The sequence below is a fragment of the Sphingomonas sp. JC676 genome (assembly GCF_014489075.1).
Lineage (GTDB): Bacteria > Pseudomonadota > Alphaproteobacteria > Sphingomonadales > Sphingomonadaceae > Sphingomonas.
Window position 1 is genome coordinate 24,428 of sequence record NZ_JACTGR010000003.1, and the last position, 25,113, is coordinate 49,540.

Sequence of the window (25,113 nt, forward strand, 5' to 3'; positions counted from 1 at the left end):
CTTCCTGCCGTAGTTTGTGCCGTGGGATTCGAGTGCTACGCTGGTCACGGAGGGGAAGATGCCCGAACTCGCAGCGTCCAGTATCGCGGCGATCAGCCGCATCGACGTCGTCCCGATGCTGCTGGACCTGTGCTGCCGCGTAACCGGCATGGGCTTCGCCGCGATCGCGCGCGTCACCGAGGACCGCTGGATCGCCTGCGCGGTGAAGGACGACATCGCCTTCGGCATGAAGCCCGGCGACGAACTCAAGGTCGAGACGACCCTGTGCAACGCGGTGCGCGATCGGCGCGAGGCCATCGTGATCGACGACGTCGCTTCCGACGGCATTTACGACGCCCACCAGACGCCCGGGACGTACGGCTTCCAGAGCTATATCTCGATGCCGATCTTCCGCGGCGACGGCAGCTTCTTCGGCACGTTGTGCGCGCTCGATCCGAAGCCGCACAAGGTCTCCGATCCGGTCGTCACCGGCACGTTCACCGCCTTCGCCCAGTTCATCGCGCTTCACCTCGATGCGCAGGTACGGCTCGACGCGAGCGAGGCCGCACTCCTGGAGGAACGCGCGACGGCGGCGCTGCGCGACCGCTTCGTCGCCGTATTGGGACACGATCTACGCAATCCCCTGGCAGCAATCGAAGCCGGCACGCGGCTGCTGAGCGAGCGCGATCCGCTGACGCCACGACAAGCCCAGATCGTCAAGCAGATGGCGGCGAGCAACCGGCGCATGACACAACTGGTCGATCACGTCCTGGATCTCGCGCGCGGCCAGCTGGGTGGGGGACTGTCAGTCGACCGTGTTGACGATATGACGCTGGCGGAATCGATCCAGCTCGTGGTCGCCGAACTCCGCGCGGTGCATCCGGATCGCACGCTCGAAGCGCGGATCGATATCGGCGAGCCGGTGACATGCGATCACCAGCGGATCATGCAGCTCGTCTCCAATTTGCTCGGCAATGCGCTGACATATGGCGATCCGGTCAAGCCGGTGCAGATCGCCGCCGAAACGGCGGACGGCTGCTTCCGGGTCGAGGTCGCCAATGGTGGCAGGCCGATTCCCCGGACGCGGCTCGCCAAGCTGTTCGAGCCTTTCACCCATGCCGGCCAGACCAAGGGGCTCGGGCTTGGGCTGTTCATAGCGATGGAGATCGCCAAGGCGCATGGCGGCATGATCGACGTGGTCTCGGACGCGGCCGAGACGCGTTTCACCTTCGCCATGCCCTGCCTGGCGCAACCGGCCACAGACTGAGCCCAAACGAAAAGGGTTGCCCCACCGGAGTGGAGCAGCCCTTTTCGTTTGCCGGTTAGGGCGTATCAGACGCGCGCGAAGCGCACAGCCGGACGACGGCGCAGCGAGAAGCCGGCCAAACCGAAGCCGCCGATCATCATGCCCCACACTGCCGGCTCGGGAACCGCGGTGACCGCGACGCCGTCGAGCGCCGGGCCATAAGGTGTGCTGTCGAGCGACGCGAAGCTCAGCGTGGTCGAGGTGCCGCTCGCGACGAAGTCATAGGTGAACTGCATCCAGTTCATCGTCTCATGGTGAACGCCGGTCGAGTCGAGCGTATAGTTGGTGGTGGCACCGCCCGTGGCATTGACCGCGAGATTCTTGACCGTCGGCGCGCCGTCCGGATTGCCGGAGAGCCAGAAGCTGACCTGATAGTGCTGGCCCAGCACCGTGTCGAAGGTCTGCGCGATGGTGCCGGGGCCATTGCCCGACAGATCGATGCTGCGAGCGCCTTCAGCCGCCAGCCAATAGGCACCGATATAGTCGATGGTGCCGCTGGTCACGGTCCAGCCGGTGATCGCGGTCGATCCCGTACCCTGCGTGGTAAAGCCGCCGGGATTCGGACCGGTTTCGAAGCCCCCATTCTGGAACGCCTGCGCGTTGGCGGCGAAAGGCAGGACGGCTGCGGCGATTGTCGCGACGATGAGCTTACGCAAGATCAGTACCCCTTCTGTAAATGTACGTAGCCCTCTACTCTTTCGAAAGCTTCAGGTAAATGAATAATAAAGGGTACCTCGGTCTCGTAGCGGCACGGAAATTAACCCGCGGGCCGCCGCCGCCGGCCTCCCCGGCCGCCTCTCCGGCCCTGCGCTGAAGCGCCGCAACAGGCTTTCGTTGCGTGGCGCTTATGCCTATATGCTGGGCATGACAGACACTCCGAAGCAGAATGAATACGGCGCCGATTCGATCAAGGTGCTGAAGGGCCTCGACGCGGTTCGCAAACGTCCGGGCATGTATATCGGCGATACCGACGACGGTTCCGGCCTCCACCACATGGTGTTCGAGGTCAGCGACAACGCGATTGACGAGGCGCTCGCTGGCCATTGCGACCGGATCATTATCCAGCTGAACCCGGACGGTTCGGTCTCGGTCGAGGACAATGGCCGCGGCATTCCCACCGGCATCCACAGCGAGGAAGGCGTTTCGGCGGCCGAGGTCATCATGACCCAGCTCCACGCCGGCGGTAAGTTCGAGAATACCAGCGACGACAATGCCTATAAGGTTTCGGGCGGTCTGCACGGCGTCGGCGTGTCGGTGGTCAACGCGCTCAGCGAGTGGCTGGATCTGACGATCTGGCGCGACGACGAAGAGCATTACATGCGCTTCGCGCATGGCGACGCGGTCGCCCCGCTCAAGATTGTCGGCCCGGCGAACGGCAAGAAGGGCACCCGCGTGACCTTCCTCGCCTCGCCGGCGACGTTCAAGATCACCGAATATGACTTCGAGAAGCTCGAGCATCGCTTCCGCGAACTCGCCTTCCTGAATTCGGGCGTCCGCCTGCTGCTGCGCGACGTGCGGCACGAGGAGATCAAGGAAGTCGAATTATTCTACGAGGGCGGTATCGCCGCGTTCGTAAAGTATCTCGATCGCAACAAGGTGCCATTGATGCCCGATCCGGTGGCGATCTCGGGTACCCGCGACGACGTGACGATCGACGTCGCGCTGGAGTGGAACGACTCCTATTACGAGAACGTCCTCGCCTTCACCAACAACATCCCGCAGCGCGACGGCGGGACGCACATGGCGGCGTTCCGCGCGGCGCTGACCCGTACGCTCAACAATTATGCGGAAAAGTCGGGTGCGCTGAAGAAGGAGAAGGTCTCCCTCACCGGCGACGACATGCGTGAGGGGCTGACCGCGATCGTCTCGGTCAAGTTGCCCGATCCGAAGTTCAGCTCGCAGACCAAGGACAAATTGGTCTCGTCCGAGGTGCGCCAGCCGCTCGAATCGCTGATGGCCGACAAGCTCGCCGAATGGCTCGAGGAAAACCCCGCCCATGCCCGGATGATCATCCAGAAGGTGATCGACGCGGCGGCGGCGCGCGAGGCTGCCAAGAAGGCGCGCGAGCTGACCCGCCGCAAGGGCGTGATGGACATCGCCAGCCTGCCCGGCAAGCTCGCCGACTGCCAGGAGCGCGATCCCGCCAAGTCCGAACTGTTCCTGGTCGAGGGTGATTCGGCGGGCGGATCGGCCAAGCAGGGCCGCGACCGCCATTTCCAGGCGATCCTCCCGCTGCGCGGCAAGATCCTCAACGTCGAGCGCGCGCGCTTCGATCGGATGCTGGGCAGCCGCGAGATCGGCACGCTGATCCAGGCGATGGGCACTGGCATCGGCCGCGACGATTTCAACGTCGAGAAGCTGCGCTACCACAAGATTGTCATCATGACCGACGCAGACGTGGACGGCGCGCATATTCGCACGCTGCTGCTGACCTTCTTCTATCGCCAGATGCCCGAGATCATCGCCAACGGGCATCTCTATATCGCCCAGCCGCCGCTCTATAAGGCGACCAAGGGGCGCTCGGAGGTGTATCTCAAGGACGACAATGCGCTCGACCAGTATCTCGTCGATGCCGGCGTCGGCGGCACCTTGCTCGAGGGCGCCGGCGGCCAGCGCAGCGGAGACGATCTGCGCGACCTAGTCGAGCATGCCCGCCGCATGCGCACCCTGATGCGCTACGTGCCGCGCCGCTACGATCCCATGATCATCGAAGCGCTCGGCCTGGGCGGCGGGCTCGATCCCGCGGCATCGCGCGAGCAGCGCGCCGAGAGCCTGACCACCGTCGTCCATCGCCTGGACGCGGCCGATCAGGATGCCCGGTGGTCTGCGCGCGTCACCGAGGATGGCGGCTATCATTTCGAGCGGCGCTGGCGCGGCGTGACCGACCACCACATCGTCGAGGCCAATTTCCTGGTCTCGGCAGAGGCCCGCAAGCTCCATGCGCTCGCGACCGAACAGGCGCCCAGCTACCTCCTGCCCTCCAAATTGGTCTCGACCAAGGCGAGTGCAGCGGCCGATGCCGAAGTTGCGGCGGCCGCTGCAGCTGCCGCCGAAGAAGCCGATGAGCCGGTGACGCTGGCCAAGGGTGAGGCCCTTGTCTCGCGCCCCAGTCAGCTGCTCGACGCGATCCTCGCGTTCGGCCGCAAGGGCCTGGCGATCCAGCGCTACAAGGGTCTCGGCGAAATGAACGCCGAGCAGCTCTGGGAAACCACGCTCGATCCGCAGAACCGCTCGATGCTGGTGGTACAGGTCGACCAGGCCGATGTCGCTGACGCGATCTTCACCCAGCTGATGGGCGACGTGGTCGAGCCGCGCCGCGAGTTCATCCAGGAGAATGCGCTGAGCGTCGCCAATCTGGACGTGTGAACTGCTGGTGTAGGGCGACTCAAAAGATTGCGAATTGGACCCAATAGATTGCGAAATTGGGCTTAAATGGTTGCGCATTCCTTGGTTCGAGTGGGCCGTCTGGCGACGGCCGCATAAATTCTGCGCCCGGCCGCCATGGAGCGGTAATTGGCCGCAAATCCGCTGTTTTGCGACAAGCGCGCGCATTGCGAAACGGAATCGGAGACTGGCAGTCGCCCGCCTCGGCTGCGCGGAAGCCATGCGGATCGCCGCAATATCGAGCATTGCGGAAACGCAAAGCATAAAGATCTGCGCACCCAGCAGAACGCGGCTCGAAAGGGATAGGGCTCGGACCTTCATGCCGGACTAGCCACCCAGCCATGCGTACCCTGACCATGGTCTAGGGTCCATGATACCAAGCGTCGCTTCCGATAGCGCTTAGCCAGATTGTCCCATCGGCCTTGGCGGCACATTCCATGCGAGTATCATGCGAGCGTTGCATTGCCGGAGAGAGCCCCACTGGACGGCAAGCAACCCGAACACAGGATGCAGCGCGTGAGCATGTCTTCGCGAAGACCGGCCCGGCTCGATCAATCCCGGGAAACACCGTCTCAGATGGCGATGCCCGTCAGCGCGAAAGCGGGAAGCCCTCCCGGCAAGCCCATTCTTCGGGCCAGAATCGGCAATCTTCTCAAGCCGGCCACGAAACAGATTTCCGCTCGACCGACAGACCCTTTGAGCGTCTCGCTTAGTTACGAGATTCTCCGCAACGGGATCGGCGTGCTCGGTCTGGCACTGCCGATCGTCCTGCTGGTGGGGGGCGGGCTTGATGACATCCAGCGCTCGCTCAGCGCCTATTATCATTTTTCCCGAGCAGCCCCCGGCCAATATGGCGCCGGAACGATGCGCGACGCGTTCGTGGGCATATTATGCGCGATCGGCGCCTTCCTGTTCTTCTACCGAGGCCACTCGCTTCAGGAAGACCTGGCACTGAATGCCGCGGGAATTTCGGTGGTTCTCGTCGCTCTCGTCCCGATGGAATGGCCGTCCTATACGGTCTACGCAACGACCGTCGCGGGCAAGATCCATTGGATCTCCGCGACGGTCTTTTTCATCATGATTGCTTATGTCTGCGTGTTCCGTGCACGCGACACCCTCTGCCTGATGAATGATGCCGGACGCCGGCGGATCTTTGAACGAATCTATGTCGTCCTCGGCGCTCTGATGCTGGCAACGCCGGCCGCAATCGCCGCCGTGGGACAGATGTCATCCGTGCGGAATGGCTACGCGACGCTCGTCATCGAGATTGCCGGCATTTTCGTTTTTTCGGCTTTCTGGTTGATCAAGGGTTTCGAGATCAGATCGTCGCTGCACTTGCCCGCGCGCACGGCCGCATGACGCGCGCAATGGCCGGAACGGGGCGCAACGCGACTCGAACGTCCGCAATTGCGTCGTTGGCGGTAATTCGGTCGAGCCGCCGGATAGGATCGTCCAGCCCCGCGCTGATCCCACTGAACCACCGTGAAGTAGTCCTCCAGGGATGCTGGAAGGTCTAGGCCATCGGCATTACGACCGAACCGGGACCGCCATGGATGTAGATCCGTGGGCTTTGAAGAGCCGGACAGGTTGGACGCTCGACTACCATTTCGTTGGTCGCAGGGTGAAATCGGAAAAACCCCTGCATTCATCATCCCTGCCTCGTCCGATTAACACGGCTCGACAAGCCGGTCCCGCGCGCCGTTCAGCCAACCGGCGGACGGGGCGATGCCTTCGACATAACGGCGATATGGCGGCGTGGAACATCCTGGGCCACCTGCACAAAGGAAGAGCTTCGCTCATACATGTGGCAGCTGCCGGCCGCCCGATTTTCGAGACGATGCCCCCCGCTGGGCGTGTTCGACCCATACCTGAGCATAGCTGCCGGAATCCGGGCAGGTTCAGGGTTCGCCAAGCCGCCGCCCACCTGACCCTCAGAGTTCGATGATCCCGCGCCGAGCAGCGACGGTCACGGCATGGGTGCGGTCGGCGACTTCGAGCTTGGCAAAGATGCTCTTCAGGTGTGCCTTCACGGTTTCCTCTGAAAGGGACATGGCGCGCGCGATCTCCTTGTTGGCCTTCCCGATCGCGACAAGGCGCAGCACCGCCACCTCGCGCTCGCTCAGGCTGTCGTCGACGATGTGGAGCGCGATCTCGGCGGCAACGTCGCCATGGACGTGCCGCCGGCCGCGATAGACGTTCTGAATAGCATCCAGCATCTCGGTTCTGATGCTGCTCTTGAGCAGATAGCCGGTAGCGCCCGCCTTAAGCGCGCGCACGGCCTGCACATCGCCGGCATATGTGGTGAGGACGAGAATGCGGGCGTCAGGGAAATCAGCCCGGATCGCCATGATCGCCTCGAGGCCGTTCATGACCGGCATCTGCAAGTCCATCAGCGTCACGTCCGGCTTGAGCGCGCGAAATTGCGTGATCGCCTCCGCGCCGTCGCGTGCCTCGCCGACCACGATCATGTCCGCATGATCCTCCAGGATCGAGGTGACGCCTTCGCGCAGCACCGGATGATCGTCCACGACGAGGATACGGATGGGCGATGGGTCTTTGTCAGGCATGACCCGATACCTTACTTCTGCGGAAAAGCTTTGAGAACAGCCGCCGCGGTGCCTGATCGGCAAAGGCGAGGCGAGCGGGCAACGTCATCGTCACGGCGGAGCCCATGCCGGGACTGCTCTCGACCGAGAAGCTGGCGCCGACCCGCTCCGCGCGTTCCCGCATCCCGATCAAACCGAAATGGCCAGGCTTGTGACCCCTTACGAGCACGTCTTCAGGGATTCCAACGCCGTCGTCGCGGATTTCCACGCCGAGCTGTCGGGCCGCGAAGCGGACCGTGATCTCGACATTGTTCGCCTTGGCGTGACGCGCGATGTTGAACAGAGCTTCGCCCGCGATCCGCCCCAGCTCGACCGAAACAAGCGGGTGAACCCGACGCGGTCTGCCTTCGACAACGATGCGAATCGGAATAGCGGGATCGAAGCCGGCCCCGACGGCGCGCTCCCGGAGCAGCGCCGGCAGGTCGTGGGAGCCATCGGCTACCCGCAGATCCTGCACGCGATTACGTCCCTCGGCGATGATTTCGTCGGCGCGGCTGAGCGCTGTTTCCAGTTGCGCCCGCGCAGGCCCTTGAGCGGGCATTTTGTTGGCCACCGACTGGAAACGCAGGATCAGGCCCTGGACGCTCTGCAGCAAGGTATCGTGCAATTCCCGGGCGATACGCTCGCGTTCGCCCAGGCGCTCCTCAAGCCGATTCCGAATCCTGCCCGCGACCTGGGCCAGGTGCAGCCGGTAGATCAGCCAGAGTGCGATCAGCGCGAGGACAACACACAAGGCGACGAACCACCGGGATTGCATGAAGGTCGGCGGAATGACGAAGTCGACGGTAGCGCCCTGCTCGTTCCAAACGCCATTGTCGTTCGCCGCGATCAGCCGGAAGCGATAGGTGCCCGGTGCAAGGTTGGTATAAAAGGCCTGCCGGCGCATTCCGGCATCGATCCAGCCTGGATCCTGCCCTTCGATCCGATAGCGGACGCGCCCCGCGCGCGGGTTCGAGAAGCTCAGCACGGCGAAATCGATCTGGATGTTCGACGTCCCCGCCGGCAAGGTGAGGTTGTTCGGATCGCGGTAGACCTTGTCGGCGACAAGGGCACCGACCGCCACCTTGGGGCGCGTTCCGCTCCGGGTGAGGTCGTTCGGATCAAGCCATAATGTTCCGCTCTGGGTGGCGATCCAGAGTCTCCCGTCGCCGCCCCGCACGATGGCATGTCGGCTGTGCGAATGGGGGCGGCTCCGAAGTCCGTCGACCGGGCCGAAGACCTGCATCGCCAACGGCTCTCCGGGGTTGGAGAAGGCGCGTTCGAGCTGTGCCGAAGCGATGCGCAGGACGCCACCGGGGGCGGTGAGCCAGGTTTCGCCGGCGGGCGTGCGGACCATGCCGTTCACGCCGCTGAACGAGGGCACGCGGCGGGCGGAAATGCTTTGGAATTGCCCATCGTGAAGGCGGGCGAGCCCGAACCGGCCGGCGACATACACGGTGTCGGGCGATGCCGGATAGAGTGCCACGTCATAGGGTTGGTAGCCGCCAAAGGGTATCGGAGTCGCATGGCGCACTGCCCCGTCAAGCCAGCTCAGCGTGCGATCGTTCCATTGGACGATGATCCTGCCATGCGCGTCGGCTACCATCGACTTGGGCAGGAACCCGTCGCCCGTCGGCTCGCGCATCCGCTCCCAGCGCCCTCCGCCGAATCGGACCATCCCGCCGAGCGCCGCGGTAACCCAATAATCGCCCTTGGCGTCGAACGCACAGTCGTAAATGGTATCGAAGACCGGCACCTTCTGCCCCAGGCGACGCACCCGGCCGTCTCGCCAGACCACGACCTCCCTGTCGTCGGTTCCGATCCAGATCGCACCGTCCGGGGCCTCGCACAGAGTGCGCGGCTCAATTCGCGTCTTGAAGATCGGCGTCGGGCGTTCGTGAGGGCGCACCCTGTACACCGTCGACGCCTGCCCGACATAAACGCTCCCATCCGAAGCCTGCAGCAGCAGGTCGCCGAACGCAGCCGGGTCGCGGAGCACGGGCTCGGAACGCAGCGTGGCGGGCCAGAACCTGTCCAGACCGTTCTCGGTGGCGGCCCAGACATTGCCCTCCGCGTCCTGGAATATCTGCGTCGTCGCATTCGAAGAGAGACCGTCGGGCGCGGTGAAGCGCTCGACCTCGGCAACGGCTTCGGCCGGCGACGCAGCGCCGCGCGGATCGGGGTGCGCCACGCGCTGCAACCCGTCATAATAAGTGGCGATCCAGAGATTTCCCTCGCGGTCGAATATGGGCCAGCCGCGAATTTGCGCGGCATCGGTCGCATAGGCATGACGGAGCGGCGGCGGGCTTCCGCGCCCCCCGGGTCCGGTGATCGGATAGGTTCCGCGGCGCTCCGTCAGCCAGATCCGCTCCTGTGGATCCATCGACAGGCGCCCCGTAGCGCCCCTGTCATGCCGCACGAACTCGAATCGATGGCCGCCCGGGGTCAATCGCCCCACCGACCCCGTGAACGAAACCCAGACCGTGCCGTCGCTCGTCACCACCATGCTGAAGGGATTGTCGAGCGGGGCCCCGGCGTCGATGCCGAACGATGTCCATAGGCCGTCGCGAAAACGCATGAGTGGAACTCCGATGCGCTCGGTCAGCACCCAGACCGTTCCGTCCCGCATTTCCTTCATGGCTATGACGCGATGCGGCGCCCGCGGCGCGCGCATGAATTGCAGCCGGCCGTCGCGATAGACCGCAAATCGCCCGGAACGTTCGAAGTTTGTCCAGACCTCGCCATTACGCCGAACGAGCAATGCCGATGGCGCGCCATGAACAACAAGGTCCACGCCGGCGCTGATCTGCTCAAAGCGCATGCCATCAAAGCGGAACACGCCGGTAGCGGTCGCGACCCAGAGATAGCCGCGCCCATCCTGGGCCAGGGCGGTAACCGGCCTCGGTGCGTCGCTTTCCTCGCTCCAGCGCTGATGCGTATAATGGGCTAGGTTGCGCCCGGGATTGGTGGTCGGATCGGCGGCCGACGCGACGAATGGCAGCAGCAGCATCGCCGCGACGAGAAGCGCCTCGATCAAGCTGCATCGCCGTGCCTGCAATTTCCGGTGAGTCTCCGCCAAGTTCTAAGTCAACGCACCCCTTCGGGAGCCCGGAAGGATGCTACCCCCGAACGGGGGAACGGAACATCCCCGGACAGAAGGCTGACCGGAATTTGCCGTGCGGCTATCGCTGGCCGGTGCCAAGGCTCATTTCACGCTATCCGGACGGCGCCATCGGCGTCGCCTTGCTGTTGATGCGAATCTCCTATGCATGGATCGCATTTCCCGCGCTCGCCCGTCTCTGGCCGACCTCTTCCAGTTGGTGGCTGGCGGCGACGGTTTCCACGGTCATCGCCTTGGCCGTCGTGACTGGCTTCGGTACGCGGATGGCGGCGCTACTACTCCTTTCGGCCCTGGTCGCCGATCTTCTCACCGCCCGGGGAGAGGTAATCCTTTTTATTCTGGGTTCCGTCGGCGGTGCTGGAGCGTTAGCGTTGCTTGGCCCCGGGGCCTATTCGATCGATGCACATCGTTACGGTCGCCAGGTCATCCGGCTTGAGCCGCGCTCCCCTGATCGGGGAAGCCCAGGCTAACCTTCTTCGGGATTTCGCTCCGCCGAGCACCGTGAAACAATCGCCTATCTCCAGCCGCAACAGCCCGGAGGTCACATGATGAACCAAGGATTCCAATTGAACCGTGAAACCCCGGCGCCGTCGAGATTGCCTGGCCGATCTGATGTTATCGCTCGGTCCTCCGGCTCGATCGTGCAGGACCGTCCGCTGGTGCTCATCGTCGACGATGACATAGCCGTCCGCACCTCGATCGAGGAACTCATGTTGTCCGTCGGAATCGACGCAGTCGGCTTCGGTTCGACGCGCGAGTTGCTCGACGCTGAGCTTTCTGAGAGGCCGGGCTGCTTGGTGCTCGATGTGCGCATGCCCGGCTCGAGCGGGCTTGATCTCCAGCAGCACCTCTCCGCGACGGGCAACCCGAAACCGATCGTCTTCCTCACCGGCCATGGCGATATCCCGATGACGGTCCAGGCGATGAAAGCCGGCGCCGTCGACTTTCTGACCAAGCCGTTCCGCGACCAGTCGCTGCTCGACGCGGTGACCGCTGGCATCGAGCGGGATCTTGCCCAGCGCGCCGATGCGCAATTGGTGAAGCAGCAAGCCGACCGTTACGCCACGCTAACCACGCGCGAGCGCCAGGTGCTACGGCTCGTGGCGCAGGGACGCCTCAACAAGCAGATCGCGTTCGAGCTCGGCATCAGCGAGGTCACGGTCAAGCTCCATCGCAGTGGCATGATGAAGAAGATGCGGGCCATATCGGTCGGCGAACTTGTTCGCGCCTGGGATATGCTTCCTACCGAACTTCGTGAGCGGGTGACCTAGACCATGGTATGGTTACGTTCCCGCCTGAATTCAGCGACATCCGGGGTTGGCCGCGCCGGTCAGGTCACTGAGGGCTCCTCGTTTGTCCAACCCGCCCCTTATCGCGATCGTGGATGACGACGATGCCGTGCGCGAGGCTCTTCTCGATCTCCTGCAGGTGGAAGGCCTTTCCGCGCGGACCTTTGCTAGCGGTACCGCTCTTCTTGCCGATGCGGCGGCCAACCATTTCGACTGCATCATCACCGATCTCCGGATGCCGGAAATCACCGGGATCGAGCTTCAGCAGCGGCTGCGCGCGCGCTGCCTGGCCATGCCGATGATCTTCATTACTGCCTCAGTGGATGAAGCGGCGCGCGAGCGCGCACTGCGGGGCGGGGCCGCCGGCTGGTTCACAAAGCCGGTCGCCGACGAGGAACTGCTGGATGCGCTGTGGGCCGCGCTGGGCCGCAACGGGGCCCCGATCCAGGAGCGGCCGGGGGCCTGACATGGCGGCCGCGTTCCCTTCCCTCCTCGAGGCCCGACGAAACAGCGTTGCTCCGTCGCAGGTACCGCTGTTGCCGAGACCCGATGGTGCAGGCCATGCCGGGATGCACGACGACAGGGCGGCGCGGTGGGCGCTCGACGTTTCGGGTGCGCGCGATCTGATCGATTCGATCGTCGGCGGAACCCGACCGCTCGATTGGATCGAGAGGCTTCTCGGCGGCGTCCATGTTGCCGATGTCGACCAGAACGCCGCACATCTGGTCGGCCCCTATGCAGGGCGCGAGCGGATGATCGGCCAGCCGTTCAGCGCCTATGCGCCGCGAGAGGGCTGGCCAGGTTTTGCGGAACTCATTCTCGCCGCCGTGGCGAACCACCCACCGGACGCTGCGCGGATCCGCGAGATCACCTCGCTGGTTTTTGGCGATTGCCTCATCGGCATGTCGACCGACGATAGGCATCCCGACATCGTGTTCGTGTCCGTCAGCGGCACCGTCATCGACGACCGTTCCTTCTGGTCGGTTCGCGCCAGCGAGGAGCGATACCGCAACCTCATTCACTACCTGCCCCACGCGCTGGTGCAGGTCGATTCGACGCCGATGCTCGGCATCTTCGATGATCTCCGGCGCAAGCGCATCACCGATATCGCCCGTTATCTGCACGAGACGCCCGAGTTGCTCGTCCATTCGAGGAGCGTCGTTCGCGTCACGGACGTGAACCGAAATGCAGTGGAGCTGCTCGGGGCCGACAGCGCGGATCAGCTTCTCGGTTCGTTGGACTTTCTGTTCACGGCCTCTCCCGAAACCGCCGGGCGGATAGTCGCCGCACGTTTCGAAGACCGGCGCAACTATATCGAGATCATGAAACTGCGCACCTTGGACGGACGGCTGTGCGACGTCCAATTGTCAGTGACCTATCCCAGACCGCCTGATCGTCTCGACGTGACGATAATTGGCCTGGAAGACATCACCGAGCGGCTACGCACCGAAGCACAGCTACGCCAGCTCCAGGCCGATTATTCACGGGCTGCGCGGATCTCGATGCTCGGCGAATTGGCCACGTCGATCGCGCATGAGGTCAACCAGCCCCTCTCTGCGATCGTCACCAATGCCGAAACCAGCCTGCGATGGCTCTCGCGCGACGATCCGAACCTGGCCAAGGTCGGCCAACTCACGACCCGGATCGCAGAAAATGCCCGCCGCGCGAGCGACATCGTGCAGCGCATTCGCGGCATGGCCGCCCGGCGCGCGCCCGAGCGCGTGCCCCTCGATCTGAATGAAATCATCGACGAGGCTCTGCTGTTCGTTCGATACGAGGTCGAATCGCGGTCGATCGGCATGTCGACTTGCCTTGAACCCAATCTTCCCAAGGTGCTGGGCGATCGGGTGCAGCTGCAGCAGGTCGTGGTCAATCTGCTCGTCAATGCCGTGCAGGCGCAGTGCGGGCCAGGCCGGATCGACCTGAGCACCGCCAGGGGCGCGGACGGCGAAGTCACCTTCACTATTCACGACGGGGGCCCCGGCATCGCGGAAGAAGATCTGGACCGGATCTTCGGCACTTTCTTCACCACCAAGGATGACGGCATCGGCATCGGTTTGGCACTTTGTCAGTCGATCATCGCGGCGCATTGCGGCACGATCTCGGCTTCCAACCACCCCCGAGGTGGCGCACTCTTCCAATTCTCGCTTCCGGCCATCGCCGAGGCCTGACCCCGGACTGTGCGGCGACCCGCAAGCGCCCGCTGGACAGCCGAACAACCGCAAACGCGAGACAAGTGGATCGGCGTTGAGCCGCTCCGATACCGCGCCACACCTGCTGACCTGCACCAAAGGCGAGGTTTGCCTGTCATTTGGTTGGCGAGGCGCAGCCCTCCGTACGATGGCGGTCGGACACCGGTCTGCGCGATTTTCGCCCTCGTTCCTGAAACGTCGCGAGAGGTAGCAAGCATGAAGATCGTCGTCATTGGCGGAACCGGGCTGATCGGTTCGAAGGTCGTCGCGTCGCTGGGCCGGGAAGGTCATGATGTGTTCGCCGCCGCACCGAACACCGGTGTCGATACTCTCACCGGCGAGGGCCTCGCCAAGGCGCTGGAGGGCGCGGAGGTGGTCGTCGACGTCTCGAACTCGCCTTCATTCGACGCGCAGCCCGCGATGGATTTCTTCCAGACGGCGGGCCGCAACATTGCCGCAGCCGAGAAAGCCGCCGGGGTGCGTCATCACCTGGCGCTTTCAGTCGTCGGCACCGAACGGCTGCAGGACAGCGGCTATTTTCGCGCCAAGCTCGCCCAGGAACAGCTGATCAAGGCTTCGGCGATCCCCTACACGCTCATCCACGCGACGCAGTTCTTCGAATTCCTCCGCGGAATCGCGCAATCGGCGATCGAGGGCGACACCGTCCGGCTATCTCCTGCGCGCTTTCAGCCCATGGCTGCACAGGACGTCGCCGCCGCAGTCGCGGAAGCCGCGCTCGCCCCGCCCCTCAACGGCACCCGCGAAGTCGCCGGTCCCGACAGTTTCCGCATCGATGAGCTGGTCGCGCGCGTGCTCGACTATGACAAGGACCCGCACAAGGTGATCGCTGATCCGGAGGCGCTCTATTTCGGGGTGCGGCTGGACGACAGCTCGCTGATGCCGGGTCCGGATGCTCGCCTGGGCAGCACCAGCTTCGACTGGTGGCTCGCCAACGTTCCGCCGCCGCCGAAGAGGTAAACCGGGGCGCCTTCACCGCAATCCGCACAGCGAAGGATCCGAATAAAATGAAGCAGACCTGCATCATAACCGCGATCGTGCTCGGCCTCCTCGCCCTGGCGAACGGCTTCTTCATGCTCGTATCGCCCGCCAACTGGTATTTCGCGGTACCCGGCGTCACGACCACCGGGCCGTTTAACCAGCATTTCCTGCGCGATATCGGCATCATCTTCGTGTTCCTGGGCACGGCATTCCTGATCGGCGCGTTCCGCCCGGAGTTTCGCGTCGTCCTTTGGACCGCGGCGACGGTGTGGCTCTGCTGCCACGCGCTGTTCCATTTCTGGGAAGTCGCCGTCGGCATCTGCGGACCGTCGGCGCTGGCTCGCGATTTTGCCGCCGTCACGCTTCCGGCGCTCATCGGAGTGGCGCTGAGCCTCTGGGCGATCCGCGATCGCCATGCCGGACGCGCAGCCATCTAGCCAATTCCCCCATGGAACCATCGGTTCCCCACTTGCAGGAGAAGACCATGACCCCCCGTATGAACATCTTCCAGGCCGCGCCCGAAGGCTCGAAGGCGATGGTCGCCGTCGAGGCCGCCATCGGAAAAAGCGGCATCGAGCACAGCCTGCTCGAACTGGTGCGGCTGCGCGCCTCGCAGATGAACGGCTGCTCCTATTGCATCTACATGCACGTCGCGGATGCCATCAAGAACGGGGAGAGCAACATGCGCCTCCACATGCTGGACGGCTGGCGCGAGTCGTCGCTGTTCACCGACCGCGAGCGCGCCGCCCTCAACTGGACCGAGTCCCTGACGCGGATCGCCAAGACCCACGCACCGGATGCCGACTATGCGCTGCTGCAGAGCCAGTTCAACGAGACGGAGATCGCCTATCTGACGCTGCTGGTCGGCGCGATCAATCTCTGGAACCGCGTGCAGATCGGCCTTCGCGCCGCGCATCCGGTCGAAACGCCGGCGGCCGTGGCTGCCTGACCGGCGGTGGATGCGAGGTACGTTGCCTCCCCTCCGGCGTGCCTCGCATCCCATTTCGCAATGGAAAACCAATGAAGCCGCTCCAGACCTTCCACGCACCGGGCACCGCGGATCCCGTGGTTTTCGACGCGACCGATCACGGACCCCCAGGCCGGAAAGATGGTGCCGGCCGGCCGAACGGGTTTTCCACCATGTCCGTGGCCGGAACCGTCCACGACCTGGGCAACCTGATCCAGATCGCGGCTTCGGCGATCAATATCGTCGCCCGCGCGCCGGATATGCCCGCGATTCACTCGGGACCCGTGCTGGCCCGCGCGATGGCTTCGCTGGATCAGGCGGGGGCGATCGTCCGGCAGACGATCGGCGACATTCGCGACCGCGCGCGTTGCGTTGTAGAAACGGATGTGGCGGCATGTCTCGTGGACGTCGCGATGCTGATCGAGGGAATAGGTGAGCCCGGGCTCACCCTCGAAATAGATGCCGAGCCGAAGCTGCCGATACTGCCCTGCGATCCTGTCGGCTTGCGCAGGGCCGTTCTGAACCTCGTCTTCAACGCGCGCGACGCGGTGGCCGGAACCGGTATCGTTTCGATCCAGGCGCGGACGATATGGCGCGGGGCCGTCGCGGCGGGAGTCGAGATCAACGTCGCAGACAATGGCCTCGGTATGTCGCCCGCAATCGTCGCGCGCGCTTTCGATCCCTTCTTCACGACCAAGCGGGACGGCCTCGGCGGAATCGGCTTGCCGATGGTCGAACGCTTCGTCCGCGATGCGGGAGGGGAAATCGCCATCGAGAGCGAGCTCGGAATCGGCACGATCGTCACGCTGCGGCTGCCCGCGACCGCCCCGACTGCCGAAACCGACCCGACTGGCCGGACAGAATTCAATCGAGAGGAGTCAGATCGATGAAGCTCTATTACTCACCGGGCGCATGTAGCCTTGCAGGCCGCATCTCGCTTCACGAAGCCGGGCTCGAAGCCGAATTCGAGAGGGTCGATCTCAAAACGAAATTCACCGAGCAGGGATATGATTTCAACGCCCTCAATCCCCGGGGCGGTTATGTCCCCATGCTCGTGCTCGACGACGGGGATACGGTAACCGAGAATGTCGCTGTCCTGGAGCTGATCGCCGATCGCGAACCGAAGCTTGCCCCGGGAGGGCCGCTGGGACGCACCCGATTGCTCGAGATCCTCTCTTACCTCTCGACCGAACTGCACATCGCCTTCAAGCCCTATTTCCACGACGCAAGCGAGGACGAGAAGGCCGCAGCCGGGGAAGCGGTCGCCAGGCGACTGGACGTCATCTCCGAACGGATCAACGAACTCTATCTGTTCGGTCCGCGCTTCACCGTGGCCGACGCCTATCTCTTCGTCATGCTACGCTGGGCGCACGGGTTCGGCGTGCGGATGTCGCCCGACATGCATGCCTATTTCGAGCGCGTCGCCGAACGCGAGACCGTGCGCCGGGCACTTGCCGAAGAGGGGCTGCCCGACGGCCGGCCGGCAGCAATCGACATCACATCCTTCGAGGCACTGACATGAAGATCGTGGTCATCGGCGGCACCGGCCGCATTGGCGAGAAACTCGTCAGCAATCTGCGCCAGGAGGACTGTAGGGTCTTCGCGGCCTCGCCGACCGTCGGGGTCGACACCGTCACCGAGGTCGGGCTGGCCGAGGCGCTGACCGACGCCGAGATCGTCGTCGACGTCTCGAACTCGCCCTCGCTCGACGGTGCGGACGCGATGCGGTTCTTCGAGATTTCGGGCCGCAACCTCCTGGCCGCCGGCCGCGCAGCGGGCGTCCGGCACCACATCGCGCTTTCGATCGTCGGCATCGATGGGCTCCTTTCCATCGGCTATTTCCGTGCAAAGAAAATCCAGGAAGACCTGATCAAGGCGTCGGGAATTCCGTTCACGATCCTGCGCTCGACCCAGTTCTTCGAGTTCATCCGGGACGTGGTACAGGACGGCACGGCGCGCGAAATCCCGATATCGCCCGCCCTGGTGCAGCCGATCGCGGGCGAGGACATCGCCGACGCGCTGGCGGACGCGGTGTTCAGCGACGCGTTCAACGCCACTCTGGAAATAGCGGGTCCCGAGCAGTTCCATCTCGACTATGTCGCGACCGAAATCGCGACCGCTTTCGAAGACGGTCGCCACGTCGTGGCCGATGTCCACGCCCGTTATTTCGGCGCCGAGCTTACGGAGCGGGCGCTTCTCCCGGGCCCGGACGCCCGCATCGCCTCGCTCAGATTCGAGGATTGGCTGCGCAACAGCCTGCAACCGAAATGGTCGACGTCCTCGGCGGACTGACCGTCGCATCATGGAGAATTCAATGCCGAGCCAAATCTCGATCCAGACCGACGACGGCGCATTCGACGCCTATATTGCGCGGCCGGACCAGCCGATGGCGCCTGCCGTCGTCGTCCTGCACGAAGCGTTCGGCGTCAACGCCGACATGCGCCAGACCTGCAACGAACTCGCAGCACAGGGCTTCGTCGCCCTGTGCCCCGATCTCTATTGGCGACTGGAGCCCGGGGTCGACCTGAACGTGACGACCGATGCCGACTGGCAGAAGGCGCAGAAGCTCTATGCCGCATTCGACCGCGACACGGCTGTCCACGACATCGCCGCCACGGTGCGCGCTGCGAGCGCATTGGAAGGAACCACCGGCAAGGTCGGCCTACTGGGTTTCTGCCTTGGCGGCCTGATGACCTTTCTCACCGCGGCGCGGGAGCGCATCGACGCCGCGGTCGCCTATCATGGCGCGGAGACCGACAAGTATCTCGACGAGGCATGCCGGATTTCGGCGCCGATGCTGATGCATCTGGCCGAAGAGGACGAGTTCATTCCCAAGGCGGCGCAGGCGCAGATCAAGGCGACGCTTGCCGGCCGGCCGAATGTCGAGATCTACAGCTATCCGGGCTGCGCCCATGCTTTCGCCCGGCACGGCGGCCTTCACTACGACGCCGATGCCGCCGCCTTGGCCAACGGCCGCAGCTGGCAGTTTCTCCGGGATCATTTGCGTTCGAGCGCAGTCTAGGCACTCGCAGGCGGCCGCATTCCAATCAAGCAAGGGTCGCAGCTAAGTTCGGCACCGACCTCTTCGAGAAGGCAAGCGTGCCGAGCCGACCGACTGCGCCGCGTCGGTCGGCGCGCGATTCAAGATTTTTTGGGATTCACCCGATGCAGATGTCGGGGAACGCGTCGAGAAACGGTGCCGATATTCGCGCGGCGAAATCGTGAGGGCGTCAGCGGCTATCCTCAGCGATCATTCCCCGGCGCAGATCCGGTCCGACCCCGCCTTCGCGAGCGAGCGCGAGATCGGCGACGGCGATAGCACCGAGTGGCCCCGCTCTGTCCCCGAGCGCCGGCGCAACGATGTACGGGGTCGTGTCGGGCAACCGCATATAGCCATTGAGGCTGGCAATGAGCTTAGCCTCGATCTTCTCGAGCAGATGCGGTTGGCCAGCGACCACCCCGCCGCCGAGTGCGATGCGGTGCGGGCCAGTCGCACACACGATCGCGTGGCACATGGCAGCCAGAGTATGCACGACCGGCTCCCAGACCGGATCGTCCGGATCGACATCGCCCACCGACCGTCCGCGGAGCCGCAGCACGAGCGCCGATCCCGACGCGAGCCCCTCGACGCAATCGTCATGGAAGCGGCAAAAGCTCGGCTGGTCGTCCCCAGGCAGACGCGGGACGCGGATATGGCCGAGTTCGCTATGGCCGATGCCGCGTGTCGGCAGGCCATGTACGACCAGCCCGACGCCCACCCCGGTGCCCACCGTGACATAGGCAAAATCGTCAATCCCTTTCGCGCAGCCCCATGCAATTTCGGCAAGCGCGGCACCATTCACATCGGTATCGAAGCCGACTGGGACGGCGAAAGGCGCGGAGAGAATGCCGCGTACATCGGTGCCGGGCCAAGCCGCTTTGGTCGTCGCCAGGATCTGGCCGAAACGGGAAGAGCTGGAGTCCAGTTCGAGCGGACCAAAGGAAGCGATGCCCAGCGCAGCAAAACCGCGTGCCGCATGCCATTCCTGGAGGATCGCCAGGATCGCCGGCAGCGTTTCGTCGGGCCGGGTGGTGCGCACCGTCCGTTGATCAAGTATCTCTCTGGGACCGCGCGCCAGAGTGCAGACGCATTTGGTGCCTCCCAGTTCGATGCCAGCACGCAGCCGCGTCTCGCCATCACGAGCCATCACGCCGGCAGAGCCCGCATCGACATCCGAACGCCAACCAACCCGTGCATCCTGTCCTCCCGACCGTTATCCGGCGCATATCGACCGTAGGCCGCTTGTCACCCTTCTGGCTGGCATTAATATTTCAATTTGTATAATTCAATCACAGGAGAGGGGAACTGCGATGGAAGCGCAAACCAGAGCGTTCAATCGATCGGCCATCGTCGCAGCCAGTCTCGGCGGGCTGCTGTTCGGCTTCGACACTGCAGTGATTGCCGGCGTCACCGAGGCGCTGCGCGGCACCTTCGGCCTCAGTGCCGCGCAGCTCGGCGCGGCAGTTTCCGCCGCACTGGTCGGCACGCTGATCGGAGCGCTCGGCGCAGGCCCGCCCGGCGACCGCTATGGCAGCCGCACCATGCTCTACTGGATTGCCCTCGCCTATATCGTCTCGGCGATCGGGTCGGCGGCGAGCAATGGACTAGCGATGCTCGTCGCGTTTCGCTTCATCGGCGGACTGGCAATAGGTGGCTCCTCCGTTCTAGCACCGGTCTATATCGCCGAGGTGAGCCCGGCCGAACGACGCGGGCAGCTGGTTGGTCTGTTCCAGCTCAGCATCGTCGTCGGAATCCTTGCGGCATATGTCAGCAATTTCCTCATCGCGCGCGCGATCGAGGGCGACCTTGCCTGGCGGCTGAAGTTCGCGGTCGCCGCAGTTCCAGCGGTGATCTTCTTCGCGATGCTGCTGCGCATTCCGCACAGCCCGCGCTGGCTTGCGCAACACGGCCGCGTCGCAGAGGCAAAAGATGCTATTCTCAAGCTTTCGATGGGCGCCCCCGATCGCCTGCTTGCCCAATTCGGTGCCACGACCTCGAGCGCCCGGGATCGGCTCGACTGGAGGTTTCATAGGCGCTCGATCCTTCTCGCGATCGCGCTCGCATTGTTCAACCAGCTCTCCGGTATCAACGCGATCCTCTACTATCTGGGAGACATCTTCGCGGCCGCGGGGTTCAGCGCGGTGTCCGCAGACCTCCAGGCGGTGGCGATTGGCCTCGCCAATCTTCTCGCCACGTTGCTGGGCATGGCGGTAATCGACCGGATCGGACGCAAGCCGCTGCTGCTGATCGGCGCGGCCGGCACCGCGTTCGCCCTCGCCGCAGTGGCGCTCATCTACACCCTGGGCCGCGGACAGATGCTCCTGCTGCCGGCGCTCATCCTGTTCATCTTGTTCTTCGCTGTGTCGCAGGGCGCAGTGATCTGGGTCTATCTCTCAGAGATATTCCCCACCGCAGTACGCGCGCGGGGCCAGGCGATCGGCAGCGCGACCCATTGGGGCATGAATGCGCTGCTCGCCTTCGGATTTCCCATAGTGGCACAATATACCCAGGCGCTGCCATTCTGGCTGTTCGCGGCAGCGATGCTGGTACAATTTGTCGTAGTTTGGAGATATTTCCCCGAAACGCGCGGCGTCTCGCTAGAGCGGCTGGAAGGGACCTACGAGAGGAAGTGAATGGCCCGCCTGCACGCAGCGACCTGCACCGCAACGGAGATAAGCCCGACATGACCAGCCGCAGTTCCGGTGCGCGCCCGCGCCTTTCCGGTACCAATCTCGAGCGCGCCGCCGATCACAACCAGCGCGTGACGCTCCACGCGGTGCGAGTGCTCGGGCCGCTCACCCGCGTCGAGCTGGCAAGGGTCACCGGCCTCACCGGGCCGGCGATCGCCAACATCACCAAGCGATTGCTGCAGGATGGCCTGATCGAGGAAGCCGGCCAGCGCCGCGGCGGGCGCGGACAGCCGCCGACCAAATTGATCGTCAAGCGCGACGCCTGCTATTCGATCGGCGTCAATATCGACCGCGACCATATCACGATCGTGCTGGTGGACTTCTCGGGAGAGACGCTCATGCGCGTCTTCGAGGAAGTCGATTTCGCACTCCCGGCCCAGGTCCGCGCCCTGTATCGCCGGTCGATCCGCAACATGCTGCGCAAGGCGAATGTCGATGTCGGGAAAGTCGTCGGTCTCGGCGTCGCCGTGCCCGACGATCTCGGGCTCGTCGATCTGCCCGGCCGCCCCGCGAACTATGCCACCTGGGAAAATATCGACATATCGGCACTGTTCGATGAGCCGTTCGACCTGCCGGTCTTCGTCGAGAACGACGCCACCGCCGCCGCGATGGGCGAGATGCAGCTCGGCCATGGCCAGAACAATCACAGCTTCTTCTACATCCTGCTCTCGTCCGGCCTTGGCGGGGGCCTCGTGGTCGATGGCTCCTATATCCGCGGGGCCGACGGCCGCAGCGGCGAACTCGGCTTCATGCGGGTGCCCCAGTCGGGCGCTGCCGCCGGCGAGCAGATCCAGACTTTAGTGTCGCTTTCCGGCCTTGCCCGGTGCCTCGAGAAACAGGGCTATGCCCTGTCCGATGTGATGCGGGCCAAGCCCGATGCCGGGGTACAGGCGTGCCTCGACGACTGGATCGAGCGCGCCGCGCAGGAACTCACCGTGGCACTCGACGCGGTAAACTGCCTGATCAATCCCGCCGCGATCCTGCTCGGCGGCCGCCTGCCAACCGCACAGCTCGACGCGCTCGCCGCGCGGACGGATGCGTTGATGCGCGAGCGGGCGCCGCTGCTGCCGGCGGTCGCGCCGGTCACACGCGCGGCACTATCCGAGGATGCGCCGGCAGTCGGCGCGGCGATCCTGCCGTTCAGCCACTTCCTGCTGCCCAAGCCCGGCGCTCTGTGGAAGGCGCAGGGCAGCCCGGACGCGGTGATCGACCCGGCCTAGCCCGCTAGGCCGGAGTCCTGCCGAACGAGGGCGGCCTGTCCGCCTTTGCTGCGCCGAACCGCGACGGGCTCGCCCCCAGCTCGAACACCAGTTCGCCGCCCCGCACCAGATCGGCGTGCGAGATCCAGTTGCGCGTCCAGGGCTCGCCGTTCCACGTCACCGACTGCACATAGGGCCGGTCCGGCGCATTGCCACGCGCGATCACGCGAAGTTCGCGCCCGTCGCCGAGCGCGACTTCAGCGCGATCGAACAGTGGCGAGCCGAACACGTAGATCGTGCTTACTGGATCGACCGGATAGAAGCCGAGCGCGCTGAGCACGAACCAGGCGCTCATCTGCCCGCAATCGTCGTTGCCGATCACCCCGTCGGGATCGTCCTTGTACATTTCGGTGAGCAGGCGGCGCACCATCGCCTGCGTCTTCCACGGGACGCCGGCATAGGCATAGAGATAGGCGACGTGTTGATCGGGCTCGTTGCCGTGCGCATATTGGCCGACCAGTCCGCTGATGTCGGGCGGCGCGTTCGCCGGGAGCGTCGACGGCGCGTTGAACAGAGCGTCGAGCTTCTTCTCGAACGCGGCGTCGCCACCGAACCATTCGATCAGGCCGTGAACATCGTGCTGATTGAGGAAGGTCGCCTGCCAGCCGTTCGTCTCGGTATAGTCGCGATACTTGTCGGGCTGGTGGCCGATCTGGATCGGGTCATAGGGCGCCCACCATTTGCCGTCCGAGAATTTCGGGCGCGCGAAACGGATCGTGGGATCGAGCACATTGCGATAGTTCAGGCTGCGCTTGCGCAGCGCCGCGGCATCCTCCTTCGCGCCCGCCGCTTCGGCGAGCACCGCCATCGCCCAGTCGTCATAGGCATATTCCTGGGTGCGGCTCACCGACTCCCAGATCTTGTCGGCGGGGATATAGCCGAGATCGTAATAATAGCCGCGGCCGAGCGAGCCGTCACTGTCCTGGTAGGTGCGGTCGAAGGCGCGGCGCCGGATATTGGGCCAGGCAGCGGCATAATCAGCCTGGATCCCCTTGGCGCAGGCTTCCGCCATTACCGAAACCGAGTGCCAGCCGATCATGCAGCCGGTCTCGACGCCCTGGAGCTGCCAGACCGGCGGGCCGTAGGGGCTCTGCTGGGTCTGGCGCACCAGATCCCGCGTGAACATCGCCGCACGCTCGGGCTGGACCAAAGTGAGCAGTGGGTGGAGCGCGCGATAGGTGTCCCACAGCGAATAGGTGCTGAACGCCGGCGCGTCCTCCGCCGCCTGATGGACCTGGCGATCGAGCCCGACATAGCGGCCGTCGCGGTCGGTGAAGAGCGTCGGCGCGAGGAAGCAATGATAGAGCGCGCTCGCCATGATCGTGCGCTGCGCTTCCGTCCCGCCCGCGACGCGGACGCAATCGAGCTCTTTCGACCAGCGCCGGCGCGCGGCGCGGCGCACCTCGTCGAACGTGCGATTCGACGTTTCCGCTGCCAGTGCTGCCTTCGCGCCCGCCACGTCGATCGCCGAGATCCCGGTGCGGATCAGGATCGGCTCGCCGCCGGCATCGTCGAAGAACAATGCAACCTTCAGCTTGTTACCGGTGACGCTGCTGCCGTGCGCGGCAGCGAGCTTGTTGCCGTCACCAAAGAACTGCACCCGATCCGGTTTGCGCGAGAACTGCATCGCGAAATGGATCTGCCGACCCTTGGCCCAGCGGTGCACGCGGCGGCTGCCGGTGAGCATCCCGTCCGCGTCCAAAGCGAGCGAGGCATTGTCGATGATCGTGCCCTTGTCCCACACGTCGAGGATCATATGGGCAAGGTCGATCAGGATATGTCCGGGACCCTTGGGGAAGCGATAGCGGTGCAGCCCGGTGCGCTCGGTAACGGTCAGCTCGGCGCGCACGCCGGATTCGAGCAGGACCCGATAATAGCCGGGCTCGGCATGTTCCTCGGAGAAGCGCTGGCGATAGCCTTTGTCCGGATCCGCAAGCGGGCCCGGTTCCAGCTCGAGCGGCCCGCGCGTCGGCACGACCAGCACGTCGAGCATGTCGCCGATGCCGGTGCCCGACAGGTGCGTGTGCGAGAAGCCCATGATCGAGGTATCGCTGCGGTGATAGCCCGAACAGGCATCCCAGCGCGTATTGTCGGTATCGGGACCGAGTTGCACCATGCCGAAGGGCAGCGACGCGCCCGGATAGGTGTGACCATGCCCGCCGGTCCCGATGAACAGGTCCGGCTTGCCCGTCTCGACCGACTGCGCGCGCGCAATCCCGGGCATCGCGCCGCCAAGCGCGGCAAGCCCCGTACCGGCCAGCAATTGGCGACGGCTTGCGGTGATCATGGCCCCCTCTCTTCC

General features: G+C 64.5%; 21 protein-coding genes. 16 read left to right on the plus strand and 5 right to left on the minus strand.

Annotated features, from left to right (window positions below; genetic code table 11):
- Positions 1-58: 58 nt before the first annotated feature.
- Positions 59-1,246, plus strand: a complete 1,188-nt coding sequence (locus IAG41_RS10800) for a GAF domain-containing sensor histidine kinase (RefSeq protein WP_187728665.1) — start codon at positions 59-61, stop codon at positions 1,244-1,246.
- A gap of 65 nt (positions 1,247-1,311) precedes the next feature.
- On the opposite strand, the gene IAG41_RS23175 is transcribed toward IAG41_RS10800, so the two are convergent.
- Positions 1,312-1,941, minus strand: a complete 630-nt coding sequence (locus tag IAG41_RS23175; RefSeq protein WP_262408612.1) for a choice-of-anchor C family PEP-CTERM protein — start codon at positions 1,939-1,941, stop codon at positions 1,312-1,314.
- A gap of 199 nt (positions 1,942-2,140) precedes the next feature.
- Here IAG41_RS23175 and gyrB point away from each other — a divergent pair, with 199 nt between their 5' ends.
- Entirely contained in the window at positions 2,141-4,651 is a 2,511-nt protein-coding gene (gene gyrB, locus IAG41_RS10810) for a DNA topoisomerase (ATP-hydrolyzing) subunit B (protein ID WP_187729117.1), read from the plus strand.
- A gap of 594 nt (positions 4,652-5,245) precedes the next feature.
- Entirely contained in the window at positions 5,246-6,028 is a 783-nt protein-coding gene (locus IAG41_RS10815) for a hypothetical protein (protein WP_187728666.1), read from the plus strand.
- A gap of 572 nt (positions 6,029-6,600) precedes the next feature.
- On the opposite strand, the gene IAG41_RS10820 is transcribed toward IAG41_RS10815, so the two are convergent.
- Both IAG41_RS10820 and IAG41_RS10825 read right to left on the minus strand, forming a co-directional pair.
- Positions 6,601-7,236 carry a response regulator transcription factor gene (locus IAG41_RS10820; RefSeq protein ID WP_187728667.1) on the minus strand — a complete coding sequence of 212 codons (636 nt, stop codon included), beginning with the start codon at positions 7,234-7,236 and terminating at the stop codon, positions 6,601-6,603.
- A complete protein-coding gene (locus IAG41_RS10825) occupies positions 7,229-10,291 on the minus strand; it encodes a sensor histidine kinase (RefSeq protein WP_262408613.1) in 3,063 nt (1,020 codons plus the stop codon). Before IAG41_RS10825 ends, IAG41_RS10820 begins: the two co-directional genes overlap by 8 nt.
- Before the next feature lie 158 nt (positions 10,292-10,449).
- On the opposite strand from IAG41_RS10825, the gene IAG41_RS10830 reads away from it, so the two are divergent.
- The 11 genes from IAG41_RS10830 (at position 10,450) to IAG41_RS10880 (ending at position 18,844) form a co-directional block, all read left to right on the plus strand.
- Positions 10,450-10,845, plus strand: coding sequence for a hypothetical protein (locus IAG41_RS10830; protein ID WP_187728668.1), 396 nt, complete (start codon positions 10,450-10,452; stop codon positions 10,843-10,845).
- Positions 10,846-11,016: 171 nt separating this feature from the next.
- Positions 11,017-11,646, plus strand: a complete 630-nt coding sequence (locus IAG41_RS10835) for a response regulator transcription factor (protein WP_316251139.1) — start codon at positions 11,017-11,019, stop codon at positions 11,644-11,646.
- Positions 11,647-11,728: 82 nt separating this feature from the next.
- Positions 11,729-12,130: a response regulator transcription factor gene (locus tag IAG41_RS10840; RefSeq protein ID WP_187728670.1), complete on the plus strand. Its 402-nt coding sequence runs from the start codon at positions 11,729-11,731 to the stop codon at positions 12,128-12,130.
- 103 nt (positions 12,131-12,233) lie between these two features.
- Positions 12,234-13,835 carry a sensor histidine kinase gene (locus IAG41_RS10845; protein WP_187728671.1) on the plus strand — a complete coding sequence of 534 codons (1,602 nt, stop codon included), beginning with the start codon at positions 12,234-12,236 and terminating at the stop codon, positions 13,833-13,835.
- Between the two features lie 237 nt (positions 13,836-14,072).
- Entirely contained in the window at positions 14,073-14,834 is a 762-nt protein-coding gene (locus IAG41_RS10850; protein ID WP_187728672.1) for an SDR family oxidoreductase, read from the plus strand.
- Between the two features lie 47 nt (positions 14,835-14,881).
- Positions 14,882-15,292, plus strand: coding sequence for a hypothetical protein (locus tag IAG41_RS10855; RefSeq protein ID WP_187728673.1), 411 nt, complete (start codon positions 14,882-14,884; stop codon positions 15,290-15,292).
- A gap of 47 nt (positions 15,293-15,339) precedes the next feature.
- Complete coding sequence (locus IAG41_RS10860) at positions 15,340-15,804, plus strand: carboxymuconolactone decarboxylase family protein (RefSeq protein ID WP_187728674.1); 465 nt, start codon at positions 15,340-15,342, stop codon at positions 15,802-15,804.
- A gap of 116 nt (positions 15,805-15,920) precedes the next feature.
- The gene (locus IAG41_RS23465; protein WP_187728675.1) at positions 15,921-16,712 is read left to right on the plus strand and encodes a sensor histidine kinase; all 792 of its coding nucleotides are present in this window, start codon (positions 15,921-15,923) and stop codon (positions 16,710-16,712) included.
- Positions 16,709-17,344: a glutathione binding-like protein gene (locus tag IAG41_RS10870; RefSeq protein WP_187728676.1), complete on the plus strand. Its 636-nt coding sequence runs from the start codon at positions 16,709-16,711 to the stop codon at positions 17,342-17,344. Before IAG41_RS23465 ends, IAG41_RS10870 begins: the two co-directional genes overlap by 4 nt.
- Positions 17,341-18,114, plus strand: coding sequence for an SDR family oxidoreductase (locus IAG41_RS10875; RefSeq protein WP_187728677.1), 774 nt, complete (start codon positions 17,341-17,343; stop codon positions 18,112-18,114). Before IAG41_RS10870 ends, IAG41_RS10875 begins: the two co-directional genes overlap by 4 nt.
- Positions 18,115-18,136: 22 nt before the next feature.
- Positions 18,137-18,844 (plus strand): dienelactone hydrolase family protein, encoded by a 708-nt coding sequence (locus IAG41_RS10880; protein WP_187728678.1) that lies wholly within the window; start codon positions 18,137-18,139, stop codon positions 18,842-18,844.
- A gap of 208 nt (positions 18,845-19,052) precedes the next feature.
- Here the strand turns inward: IAG41_RS10880 and IAG41_RS10885 are convergent, their stop codons facing one another.
- The gene (locus IAG41_RS10885) at positions 19,053-20,009 is read right to left on the minus strand and encodes an ROK family protein (protein WP_187728679.1); all 957 of its coding nucleotides are present in this window, start codon (positions 20,007-20,009) and stop codon (positions 19,053-19,055) included.
- A 163-nt stretch (positions 20,010-20,172) separates the two neighbouring features.
- Between IAG41_RS10885 and IAG41_RS10890 the strand changes: the two genes are divergently transcribed.
- Positions 20,173-21,495, plus strand: coding sequence for a sugar porter family MFS transporter (locus tag IAG41_RS10890; RefSeq protein ID WP_187728680.1), 1,323 nt, complete (start codon positions 20,173-20,175; stop codon positions 21,493-21,495).
- 50 nt (positions 21,496-21,545) lie between these two features.
- Positions 21,546-22,772, plus strand: coding sequence for an ROK family transcriptional regulator (locus tag IAG41_RS10895; RefSeq protein WP_187728681.1), 1,227 nt, complete (start codon positions 21,546-21,548; stop codon positions 22,770-22,772).
- Positions 22,773-22,776: 4 nt separating this feature from the next.
- On the opposite strand, the gene IAG41_RS10900 is transcribed toward IAG41_RS10895, so the two are convergent.
- A complete protein-coding gene (locus IAG41_RS10900; RefSeq protein ID WP_187728682.1) occupies positions 22,777-25,098 on the minus strand; it encodes a GH92 family glycosyl hydrolase in 2,322 nt (773 codons plus the stop codon).
- Between the last annotated feature and the right edge of the window lie 15 nt (positions 25,099-25,113).

What these genes read in the sequence shown, in the direction of transcription:
- IAG41_RS10900 (WP_187728682.1), bottom strand. Translation starts at nt 25,098, where the DNA reads ATGATCACCGCAAGCCGTCGCCAATTGCTGGCCGGTACGGGGCTTGCC.
- IAG41_RS10880 (WP_187728678.1), top strand. Translation starts at nt 18,137, where the DNA reads ATGCCGAGCCAAATCTCGATCCAGACCGACGACGGCGCATTCGACGCC.
- gyrB (WP_187729117.1), top strand. Translation starts at nt 2,141, where the DNA reads ATGCTGGGCATGACAGACACTCCGAAGCAGAATGAATACGGCGCCGAT.
- IAG41_RS10850 (WP_187728672.1), top strand. Translation starts at nt 14,073, where the DNA reads ATGAAGATCGTCGTCATTGGCGGAACCGGGCTGATCGGTTCGAAGGTC.
- IAG41_RS10845 (WP_187728671.1), top strand. Translation starts at nt 12,234, where the DNA reads ATGCACGACGACAGGGCGGCGCGGTGGGCGCTCGACGTTTCGGGTGCG.
- IAG41_RS10815 (WP_187728666.1), top strand. Translation starts at nt 5,246, where the DNA reads ATGGCGATGCCCGTCAGCGCGAAAGCGGGAAGCCCTCCCGGCAAGCCC.
- IAG41_RS10875 (WP_187728677.1), top strand. Translation starts at nt 17,341, where the DNA reads ATGAAGATCGTGGTCATCGGCGGCACCGGCCGCATTGGCGAGAAACTC.
- IAG41_RS10885 (WP_187728679.1), bottom strand. Translation starts at nt 20,009, where the DNA reads ATGGCTCGTGATGGCGAGACGCGGCTGCGTGCTGGCATCGAACTGGGA.
- IAG41_RS10890 (WP_187728680.1), top strand. Translation starts at nt 20,173, where the DNA reads ATGGAAGCGCAAACCAGAGCGTTCAATCGATCGGCCATCGTCGCAGCC.
- IAG41_RS10870 (WP_187728676.1), top strand. Translation starts at nt 16,709, where the DNA reads ATGAAGCTCTATTACTCACCGGGCGCATGTAGCCTTGCAGGCCGCATC.
- IAG41_RS10820 (WP_187728667.1), bottom strand. Translation starts at nt 7,236, where the DNA reads ATGCCTGACAAAGACCCATCGCCCATCCGTATCCTCGTCGTGGACGAT.
- IAG41_RS10800 (WP_187728665.1), top strand. Translation starts at nt 59, where the DNA reads ATGCCCGAACTCGCAGCGTCCAGTATCGCGGCGATCAGCCGCATCGAC.
- IAG41_RS10855 (WP_187728673.1), top strand. Translation starts at nt 14,882, where the DNA reads ATGAAGCAGACCTGCATCATAACCGCGATCGTGCTCGGCCTCCTCGCC.
- IAG41_RS10895 (WP_187728681.1), top strand. Translation starts at nt 21,546, where the DNA reads ATGACCAGCCGCAGTTCCGGTGCGCGCCCGCGCCTTTCCGGTACCAAT.
- IAG41_RS10860 (WP_187728674.1), top strand. Translation starts at nt 15,340, where the DNA reads ATGACCCCCCGTATGAACATCTTCCAGGCCGCGCCCGAAGGCTCGAAG.